General features: G+C 67.4%; 6 protein-coding genes. All 6 read left to right on the top strand.

Annotation, left to right across the window (positions count from 1 at the left end):
* Window positions 1-255: 255 nt before the first annotated feature.
* From ACQPW1_RS29030 to ACQPW1_RS29005, 6 genes are read left to right on the top strand one after another with little or no spacing between them, the layout of a single operon-like run.
* Window positions 256-1,365 (top strand): sugar phosphate nucleotidyltransferase, encoded by a 1,110-nt coding sequence (locus ACQPW1_RS29030; RefSeq protein ID WP_433654919.1) that lies wholly within the window; start codon window positions 256-258, stop codon window positions 1,363-1,365.
* A 1-nt stretch (window position 1,366) separates the two neighbouring features.
* Window positions 1,367-4,132, top strand: coding sequence for a nucleotide sugar dehydrogenase (locus ACQPW1_RS29025; RefSeq protein ID WP_433654917.1), 2,766 nt, complete (start codon window positions 1,367-1,369; stop codon window positions 4,130-4,132).
* A complete protein-coding gene (locus ACQPW1_RS29020) occupies window positions 4,125-5,111 on the top strand; it encodes an NAD-dependent epimerase/dehydratase family protein (RefSeq protein WP_433654915.1) in 987 nt (328 codons plus the stop codon). Before ACQPW1_RS29025 ends, ACQPW1_RS29020 begins: the two co-directional genes overlap by 8 nt.
* Window positions 5,108-7,336: an aminotransferase class I/II-fold pyridoxal phosphate-dependent enzyme gene (locus ACQPW1_RS29015; RefSeq protein ID WP_433654913.1), complete on the top strand. Its 2,229-nt coding sequence runs from the start codon at window positions 5,108-5,110 to the stop codon at window positions 7,334-7,336. Before ACQPW1_RS29020 ends, ACQPW1_RS29015 begins: the two co-directional genes overlap by 4 nt.
* Window positions 7,333-9,168 carry a beta-galactosidase trimerization domain-containing protein gene (locus ACQPW1_RS29010; protein ID WP_433654911.1) on the top strand — a complete coding sequence of 612 codons (1,836 nt, stop codon included), beginning with the start codon at window positions 7,333-7,335 and terminating at the stop codon, window positions 9,166-9,168. Before ACQPW1_RS29015 ends, ACQPW1_RS29010 begins: the two co-directional genes overlap by 4 nt.
* Window positions 9,165-10,235: an alcohol dehydrogenase catalytic domain-containing protein gene (locus tag ACQPW1_RS29005; RefSeq protein WP_433654909.1), complete on the top strand. Its 1,071-nt coding sequence runs from the start codon at window positions 9,165-9,167 to the stop codon at window positions 10,233-10,235. The genes ACQPW1_RS29010 and ACQPW1_RS29005 overlap by 4 nt, the downstream gene beginning before the upstream one ends.
* The last annotated feature ends 42 nt before the right edge of the window (window positions 10,236-10,277 follow it).

Genomic DNA, 10,277 nt, shown 5'->3' with positions numbered 1-10,277 from the left:
GATCCGCTCTCGCTGCCGTGCGTGCCGAGCCGTGCATCGAGCCGGATTTCGGTCACGGTCGCGCCCTCGGCTCGGCGCGACCGTGTCACGGCCGGGTTCAGCAGCGGTGCCGGGCATTTCGACTATGGCCGTATTTCCAGCTCGGTCGCGCGCCCGTCGGAGACTTACCCGATTATGCGTCCGTGCCGATACTCGATTCAGCACACAAAGTTCCATCACGAGCATCGTTCACTGCGGTACCGGGCAGGAGAAACTGTGCATGCCATCATTTTGGCCGGCGGCAAGGGCGCGCGCCTGCTGCCCTACACCAAGAATCGGCCGAAGCCGCTGATGCGGCTCGGCCGGTATTCCATTCTCGAGGTGATGATCCGGCGGCTGCGCGCCTGCAATTTCGATCGGGTCACCTTGTGCATCGCGCACCGCGGCGACATGATTCGCGAAGAGTTCGGCGGCGGCGGGCACCTGGGTTTGACCATCGATTACTGCACGGATCAACCGCCGTCCGGCACCGCGGCTCCGCTGCTGCTGGTGCCGGAGTGGGACTCGCCCGCGGTCGTGATGAACGCCGACATTCTGACGGCGATCGACTTCGCCCATCTGCATCGGGTGCACGAGCACAGCGGGAGCGCGCTGACCGTGGCGTTCCAGCGCAGGCAGGTCCCGGTCGATCTGGGAGTGCTCCAGGTCATCGATGGGCAGGTGCACGCGATGTGGGAGAAGCCGTCGCTGGCGATCGACGTGTCCTCGGGGATGTATGTGATCGATCCTTCGGTCAAAGACTGTGTGCCGGACGGCGAGACGGTGGATATGCCCGATGTGATCGAGGCGCTGCTGCGCAAGGGGGAACGCGTCAATGCCTACGGCTTTCGTGAGGAATGGTTCGACATCGGCACACCGACCACCTATAAGAATGCCGAACGGGAATTCATGGCGAAGCAGGGACACTATCTCTCGCCCAGTACAAGCGCACGGTCCACGACGCTCGACGGGGCGAGTGCCGAGGTCATGTTGTTGCCGACGTGGGCAACAGGCCGTCCGCAGCTGGGCATCCTTCCGGTGCACGGAGGCGCACGCAGGCGATCCGGTGCGCAAAGTCCGATCAACGAGGTGAATATGAATGGTCTGGTCGCGATCATCGGCAGGTCGATGGGACACGTGCTGGCCTGTCCGCCGCTCGCCGCGACCGATGACTTCTTCGGCCTGGGCGGCGACTCGCATCGGGCGATGCAGGTGGTTGCCGAGCTCGTCACCACCTATGGCCCGGACGACTCCGCGCTCGCGGAGAAGTTACACGAAGAACTCGTCTTGACAATGTTCGACGACAGTACGCCGCAAGCGCTGGCGACCGTATTCGGGAAGTATTGATATGGAACGTTCGATACTCGACTATCTCCGAGATAACGCCGAAAGGGATTCGGGCGCAACAGCAATCAGCGCCGGTGCGCCCGCGGGCTGGGAATCGGTAACCTGGGCGGAGCTGCACGATGCCGCGTCGGCGGTGGCCGGGCGGGCCCGCGCCTTGCCGGCCGGGGACGGTCCGGTGGTGCTCGTCGTGGACAACAGCATCGCCTGTGCCACAGTACTTCTCGGGCTTGCCATCGCCTCGGTCGACCTGCTGCTGGTCGAGTCGGCCAGCTCGTATCTGACCGACGAGCGGTCGGCGATCGCCCAGGCCGCACCGTCGGCGGTGGTCGGGCCCGCGGAGTTCGCGACGACCGCTTCGGCACGGTTCACCTTCGTGAGCTTCGACGAGCTGATGGCTGGGCCGCTGTTCGATGCTCCGCCGCAGCGTGACTCGATGATCCACCAGCTCACCTCGGGCTCCACCGGCGAACAGCGAATCGTCCGCCATGGCCTGAACAACGTTGTGCGCGGCGGGCTCATCTATCGCGACGTGCACGGGTTGACCGAGGCCGACACGCTGTTCGTGACGGTCCCGCTCGCGCACTCGTTCGGGCTCATCGGTGGACTGGCGGCCGCGCTGGTCTCGGGCGCGCGACTGCTGACGCTGACCCGATTCAACCTGCGCGTGCTGCTGGCAGGCGTGCACGACGGGGCGACCGTGCTGCTGAGCACGCCGCTCGGCTACGAACTCATCGCAGCGGTGAGCAGACCGGAGGGGCCCGAGAACAGACTGCGCCTCGCGCTGTCCTCGGGCGGTCCACTGTCGCTATCGGTGGCGGCGAAAGCCTCGGAGTGGCTGGGTGTTCGCGTCCACCAGATATACGGCAGCACCGAAACGGGTTTGGTCGCCTGTGCGCACGATCGCCAGCAGCCGTGGCCGGATGGGTCGGTGGGCACATTCGCGCCGGGCGTCGAATGGCATATCGCGCAGGATGATTCGGCGGACGGAACGGGTCGGCTGTTCGTGCGGACCAGCACAATGTTCGACGGTTACCTGGATGCCGCGCCGACCGGTGACGGTGTCTACGACACCGGCGATCTGGTGCGGGTCGACGAGCAGGGCCACGTGTTCGTCATGGCTCGCAAGAACACCTTCATCAACGTCGGCGGCCGGAAGGTCAACCCGCGCCGGCTCGAGCGGGTGATCGGCGAACAGGCCGGAGTCGTCGAGATCTTCGTCTACGGCGCCGAATCCGACGGTGGCGAACAGGAAATCCACGCGGCCGTCGTGCTCGCGGGCTCGACCGGCGTGCCGGAGCTGCTGGGGTTCTGCCGCTCGCGGCTGATGGCGTACGAGGTGCCCCATCGCGTGCACGTGGTGGCCGAACTGCCGCGCACCGCCCTCGGGAAGGTGCACCTGAACCGGCTCATCGACGAGGTATCGGCGAGCGAGCGGACCGAATCCAAGGGAAGGCAGGACATGACCAAGCCCATGGGCGACTATGTCGCCGTCGTCGGCCTCGGCTACGTCGGACTACCGCTGGCGCTGTTGCTCGCGCGGTCCGGCCAGCGGGTGGTCGGCGTCGACCTCGACCCACAGGTGCGCGCCGCCCTCGCGGCGGGCAATCCCCGGTTCGTCGAGCCCGGCGTCGCGGAGTTGCTGAATTCCGTTCCGGCCGAACGCTTCACGGTGACCGACCGGTTGCCCGACCTGGCACCGCAGGCGGCCATCATCTGCGTCGGCACGGCGGTCGATCCGGCGACCAGCGAGCCCGATCTGGGCCATCTGCGGTCGGCGGCCGAGCATGTGGCCGAACACATGTCGGCGGAAACGCTGGTTGTCGTCCGCAGCACTGTGCCCGTCGGTACCTGTCGGAACACGGTGTTGCCGATGCTGCGCGCGGCCGTCGAAGCGCCGATGCTCGCGATGTGCCCGGAGCGGATCATCCAGGGTCAGGCGGTGCGCGAGATCGAGTCGCTGCCGCAGATCATCGGCGCGGTCGACGAGCGTTCCCGGGAACGCGCCGCCCAGCTGCTCAAACCCGTTGCGGCCGACCAGGTGCTGGTTTCCGCGCTGGAGACCGCGGAAATGGTGAAGCTGGTGTGCAACGCGCACACAGATCTCATCTACGGGTTCGGCAACGAGGTCGCGCTGATGTCCACGGCGCTCGGCATCGACGCGAACGAGGTCATCGCTTCCGCCAACCTCCGGTATCCACGGCCGGACCTGTCCCGGCCCGGCTTCGTCGGCGGTAGTTGCCTGATCAAGGATCCGTATCTGCTCATGCACGCCGCCGAAGCGGCGGGCTACCGGCCGTCGATGGTGGCGGCGGCCCGGTCGGTCAACGAGCGAGTGCCGCAGCACGTCATCGATTTGGTGCTGAAGGCGTTGGCCGCGACCGGGCGGGCGCCGAGCGACGCCAAGGTGCTGGTGTGCGGGATCGCCTACAAGGGGCGTCCGGTCACCGATGACGTGCGGGGCGCGGCCTCGGTGGAGATCGCTGCGGCGCTACGCGATCAGGTCGGTGTCCTCGGCGGCCACGACTTCGTGGTCGCGTCGGACCGGATTGCCGGTCTGGGCTACCAGCCGATGAACTTGGCGGACGGGCTGACCGACGCCGACGCGCTGATCCTGCTCGTCGACCATCCCGGCTATACGGAGCTGACCGCCGAGCTGGTGGGTTCGCGGATGCGCAAGCCCGCGATCGTCTTCGACATGTGGGGTCTGCTCGACGGGGAACTGTCCGGCGTGCCGGACCTCGACTACCTGAGGTTGGGCCGTGGCTGAGCGCGTATTGATCACCGGCGGAGCGGGATTCGTCGGACTGCACCTGGCCCGGCGACTGTTGGGCGACGGCACGGAAGTCGTGCTCCTCGACGACTTCTCGCGCGGCCGCGCCGACGCCGATCTCGACGAGCTGCGCACGCATGTCGAGATGGTCGAGCACGACCTGACCGCGCCTATCCCGGATGGCCTGCTGGGCGGCACCTTCGACACCGTCTATCACCTGGCGGCCGTGGTCGGCGTGCGGCAGGCGAACGAGAACCCGAGCCGCGTGCTGCGCACCAACATGCTGGCCACGCTCAATCTGCTCGACTGGTGCGACACGCGATCGCCCACGGCGCTGTTCCTCAGTTCGACCAGCGAGGTCGCCGACGGCGCTATGCGATTGGGGCTCAGTCCCTTTCCGTCGCCGGAGCAGCTGCCGTTCGTGCTGCCCGATCCGCGCGCGCCGCGCGCCAGCTACGCGCTGAGCAAGATCGTGTCGGAAACCCTTTTCCTGCAACGCAGTTCGCGGTTCGGGATTCGGGTCGGCCGGTACCACAACATCTACGGCCCGCGGATGGGCTATTCGCACGTCATTCCGGAATTCATCGAGCGCGCGCTGACCGGTGTCGACCCGTTCACGGTGTACGGCGACGCGCAGACCAGGGCGTTCTGCTATATCGACGACGCGGTGGACGCCACGATCGGTCTCACCCGGGTCGACACCGACGATCCGATCGTTGCCAATATCGGAAACGATCGGGAGGAGATCAAGATTCGTGAGCTCGCCCGGCGGGTCCTGGCGTTGGCTTCGGCCGCCCCCGAGCTCGCGGTGTTCGATCCGCCCGCGGGCTCGCCCGATCGCCGCCTGCCGGAGCTGTCGGTGTTGCGGCAGGTCATCGGGTATGAGCCGAAGGTGGATCTGGATGCAGGGCTGCGCGCGACCTTCGATTGGTATGCGCGCCATCGGCGAACGAACACAGATCGAGATGGTCGATGACGAAGGTTCTTGTCACCTTCGGTGGGTATCCGTCGGCGCATTCCGGCGCCGAGCGGATGGCCTGGCGGACCAGTGCGCAGCTCGCCCGGCGAGGACTTGCCGTCACCGTGCTGACCGACTCGCGGCCGCCGACGGACCTGGACACCGGTGCTGCCCGGATCGTTCAGTGCGACAGTCAGTTCGGATCGTGGCGGCCGGATGTCGTGCACGCCTACGATCTGGCGAAGCCGGAGTACGTGGAGAAGGCGCTCGGGGTCGCGCGGCGCACCGGCGCGCGGTTCGTCCTGACGCCCGCGACCGCGCCGGAACTGTGGCCCGACACGGCACTCGGCCGCGCCGCGTGCCGCCGGGCGCAAGTCATCTATGTGCTGACCTCGGCCGAGGCGCAGGTGCTTTACCCGTTGGGTGCCACTCCGGATCAGGTGCGGCAGATCCCACACGCTGCCGATCTGCGCGGCAATCCGGATCCCGTCGGATTTCGTCGGCGGTTCGGATTACGTGGGCCCACTGTCGTTTTCGCCGGTCGCCGCATCCCCTCGAAGGGGTATGCCGAGCTGCTCCAGGCCGCGCCGCTGGTGTGGCGGGAGTTGCCGGAGACTGAGTTCCTCTTCATCGGGCCGAACGACGAGACCGCGGCGACCGTGTTCCGGGCCCATCTCGATCCGCGGATCGTCGACCTCGGCGTGGTGGACGAGCAGACCAAGCATGATGCGATCGCGGCCGGTGCCGTGCTGTGCCTACCGACCAGGGCGGACGTGTTCCCACTGGTCTTCATCGAAGCGTGGGCATGCGGAAAACCCGTGGTGACCGGCGACTTCGTGGGGGCCGACAGCGTCGTCGAACACGGCGTCGACGGCTTGATCATCGCACCGCGTCCCGCGGAGATCGCGCAGGCGCTGCTGCGGCTGTTGTCCGACAACGACATTCGGCGTGCCATGGGGCGCGCCGGGCAGGCCCGTGTCCGGCAGGAGTTCACCTGGGACAAGGTGGCCGCGAGCGTGGCAGCCGGCTATGTCGATCCGACGAAAACCCTGGAAACGGAGGCGATTTCGATGTCGCAGACGACGGTGGCGCCCGAGTGGCAGGTAACTCTGGCGGACAACACCATCGATCACGAAGAGATTCAGGCGGTTACCGAGGTCCTGCGGTCGCGGTGGCTGTCGCCCGGAAAACAGACCCGTGCGTTCGAACGCGAATTCGCCGAGGCGCTGGGGTGTTCGGACGCGGTGGCGGTGAGCAGCGGGACCGCGGCCTTGCATCTGGCGATGCTCGCCCTCGGCATCGGGCCCGGCGACGAGGTGATCGTGCCCTCGCTCAGCTTCGTGTCCGCGGCCGCGATGGTGGTCTTGCAGGGCGGCACTCCGGTTTTCGCCGATGTCCGCTCGGCTACCGATCCGACCATCGATCCGGCCGACGTGCGCGGGTTGATCACCGGCCGGACGCGGGCGATCGTCGCGATGCACTACGGCGGGTATGCGGCCGATCTGGCTGAACTCACCGGCATCGCTCGCGAATACGGCATCGCGTTGATCGAAGACGCCGCGCACGCACCGGTGGTGGGTGTGCCGGGCGAGATGCTCGGCACGGTGGGGGATATCGGCTGCTTCAGCTTCTTCGCGACCAAGAATCTCACCACCGGGGAGGGCGGCATGGTGGTGGCGCGGGATCCGGCTGTGCTGGAACGCATCCGGGCCGCCCGCGCGCACTGCCTCACCGCGTCCACGTGGGATCGGTTGCAGTCCGGTGCGGCCGATTACGACGTTCCCGCCGTCGGCATGAACTATCGGCCCACCGAGATCAGTTCGGCGATCGGGCGCATCCAGCTGCGTAAGCTCGCACACGATCGTCGGTATCGAAGGGTGCTGGCCGCCGGTTATCGCGAGCGGCTCGCCGCCGTTCCCGGCGTGGTCGTTCCATTCGCGGAACACGAGGGTGATTCGGCGCTGCACCTCATGGCGGTGCTGCTGCCGGTCGGGGTCGATCGAGACGCGGTGCGAACGGCGCTGCGGGACGCGGGCATTCAGACCTCGATGCACTATCCGCCGACCCATCAGTTCAGCTTCTATCGGCACAACGTCGACTCGGCCCGTCGCCCGTTGCCGATCACCGAGAGCATCGCCGGGCGGCTGCTCACCTTGCCGCTGCATGCCCGAATGTCGGAGCAAGATGTGGCACTGGTGGTGGATCGGCTGTCCGACACCATCATCGGTCAGGCGAGGCCATGAGTTTCGAGGTCCGCGATGGTCGGCTGTTCCGGGCGGGTCAGCCCTTCCTCGCTTTGGGAGTCGATTACCACCCGTCCGCGGCGGGGTGCCGGATCTGGATCGACTGGGATCTCGGTGCGATAGCGAAAGACTTCACCCGAATCGCGGAGTCCGGTCTGAATACGGTGCGGTTCTTCGTGTTCTGGCGTGACTTCGAGCCCGAACCGGGGTGCGTCGAGCCGGACATGCTCGACCGGCTGCAAGCCGTCGTCGCCGCCGCGGCGGCGACGGGTCTGGCCTGTGTCGTCTCGCTGTTCACCATCTGGATGAACGGGCAGCGGCTGGATCTGCCGTGGCGGCAGGGCCGGAGCCTGTGGCGCGACAGCGAGATGCTGGACCTGGAAGCAGGTTTCGCCAGGGCCGTGGCCCGCGCGCTGCGGCATTGCGACAACGTGCTCGCCTTCGATCTCGGTGACGAGATCGGCTGCGTCGACCCGGTCGAAGCGGCATCGCTGACCGCGGCCGAGGTGACCGCCTGGCACGCGCGGCTGGCGGCGGTGTTGCGCGAGGAGGTGCCGAACGTCCTTGTCCTACAGGCGAACGACGTCTCTGGGGTGCTCGGACCGTCGCCCTTCGGTGCCGACAACAGCACAGCGCTCGATCTGATCGGTATCCACGGGTTTCCGGTGTGGTCGGCGGGGTCGATCGAGTCGACGCTGTCGTTCAAAGCGACCAATCTGACCCCGTTCCTGGTGCGCTTCGCGGCCGCCTACGGCGTCCCGCTGGTGGACGAGCTCGGCAGTTACGGGGTCGACGACCTGACCGCGGCGGCATATCTCCGGGCCTCGGCGGTGTCGGCCATCGCGAATGGGGCGTCCGGGGTCGTCGTATGGTGTTGGCAGGACATCGCTTCGGACGCCGAGCCTTACCAGGATCGTCCGGCGGAACGGTTCGTCGGGCTGCATCGATTGGACGGCACGGCCAAGCCGGTGATGCGGGACTACCGCAGAATCGCCGGTGCAGCAACGGAACTCGTGCTGCGACGTCGGCGGCCGTCCATCGCGGTATATCTGCCGGAGCGCGTCCGCGCCGCGGGCGCCTCCTATCTGGACAACGGGGTCGGGACGGTGGCGACGTTCTTCTCCTACCTGCTGCTCAAACGCGCGCACCTCGAATTCGACATCGTCGCAGGAGATCTCGCTGGCTACGACCTCGTCGTCTGTCCCTCCGTCGGACACCTCACGCTGACGGATGTGCGACGCCTGCACGGCGTGGTCGACAGCGGCGGCACCGTCTACTGCTCGCTGGGTGACCATCTGCACGGGTTCCCCGGCGAAGCCCTGGTCGGCGCGGAGATCACCGACTACGCGATGCCGACCGAGCAGACATCCGCTTTCCGCTGGGATGCGGACGAATGGGCGATCGATTGGGCGGTGACGCAGACGCGAACCACCACGCTGCGCGCGACCACCGCGAAGGTGCTCGGTCGCTATCTCGACGGCTCTCCGGCGCTGCTGCACCATCAGGTGGGCAATGGTCAGTTCCTCTTCACCAACGCGCCGTTCGAGCGTCAGCTCGATCGACCGGGCCGCCTGACCGTCGGGCCCTGGGAGCGTTTCTATCGTCGGATCGCCGAGATCGCGGCGATCGCCCCGGTGGCCGACTGCGCCGATCCGGACGTGGAGCTGCTGTCCGGCGACGACGGGTGCTTGATCGTCATCAATCACGGTGCGGCGCAGAGCAGTACGCGGATCCGCTGGCGCGCCGACGAGACCGAGCAGACCATCCGGCTCGAATTGGCGGCCAAGGACTGGAAAGTCGTGCAACCGCGGAAAGGCGGGGACCGTCGATGAAAGGCGTTGTCTACCAAGGCCCCTATCAGGTGAAGGTCGATGAAGAGCTGCCGATGCCGTGTGTGCTCGATGCGCGCGACGCCGTGATCCGGGTGACCCGCACGGCGATCTGTGGCTCGGACCTGCATCCCTATCGGGGCGAGATACCGGATTTCGCGCCGGGCACGGTACTCGGTCACGAATTCGCCGGTGTCGTCGTCGAGGCGGGCGCGGATGTTCCGTTCGCAGTGGGGGATCGGGTGTTCGCCTCGGATCTCGTTGCCTGCGGACGATGCCCGAACTGCGCCCGCGGCTGGCATTACCACTGCGCGCAAGCGAGCCTGTTCGGCTACTCCACCGTGGTCGGCCCGTCGATAGCGGGTGGTCAGGCGGAGTATGTCCGCGTTCCGTTCGCGGATGTCGTGCTGGCGCGTTCGCCGGACGATCTCACCGACGAGCAGGTCCTGTTCGTCGGCGACGTGCTCACCACCGGGTATGCCGCGGCAGCCGGTGCCGAGATCAGTCCGGGCGATGTGGTCGGGGTGGTCGGCGCCGGTCCGCTGGGTGTGCTTGCGGCCATGTGCGCCTCGGGGCTCGGTGCGGGCGCGGTGATCATTGCCGACCCGGACCCCGCCAGGCGGGCCACGGCCGTCTCGCTGGGCTTGCGCGCGGTGGCCCCGGATGAGCTCGGCGCCACCCTGAACACCATCTCGGACGGGCGGGGCGCCCGCGCGGTGATCGAGGCCGTCGGCAACGATGCGGCGCTGACCTGCGCGCTGCACAGCGCCGGGCCGCGGGCCACGGTGGTGGCCGTCGGGGCGCACAGCGCCGCGGCCATGCCGTTCCCCAGCGGGCTCGCCTTCACCAGGGAACTCACCGTGCGGTTCACCGTCGGCGATCCGATTCGGCATCGCGAACACGTGCTGCGGCTCATTCAAGACGGTCTCATCGATCCCGCGCGGATCATCTCGCATCGGCTGCCGCTGTCCGACGCCCAACAGGGGTACGCGCTGTTCGACAGCCGAGCGGCGTTCAAGGTCGTCCTCACGGTCGACCGTCCAGGTATGACCGTTCGAGCAGGCCGATAGCGCGCCCGTCCGAGACTTACCGAACACCAGTGACTTCGGCGA

The organism is Nocardia sp. CA-128927, assembly GCF_050955855.1.
Lineage (GTDB): Bacteria > Actinomycetota > Actinomycetes > Mycobacteriales > Mycobacteriaceae > Nocardia.
This window is presented reverse-complemented; position numbering and strand designations above follow the sequence as displayed.

Excerpts from the sequence above, each read along its gene's own strand:
- ACQPW1_RS29025 (WP_433654917.1), top strand. The coding sequence starts at position 1,367 with ATGGAACGTTCGATACTCGACTATCTCCGAGATAACGCCGAAAGGGAT.
- ACQPW1_RS29010 (WP_433654911.1), top strand. The coding sequence starts at position 7,333 with ATGAGTTTCGAGGTCCGCGATGGTCGGCTGTTCCGGGCGGGTCAGCCC.
- ACQPW1_RS29015 (WP_433654913.1), top strand. The coding sequence starts at position 5,108 with ATGACGAAGGTTCTTGTCACCTTCGGTGGGTATCCGTCGGCGCATTCC.
- ACQPW1_RS29005 (WP_433654909.1), top strand. The coding sequence starts at position 9,165 with ATGAAAGGCGTTGTCTACCAAGGCCCCTATCAGGTGAAGGTCGATGAA.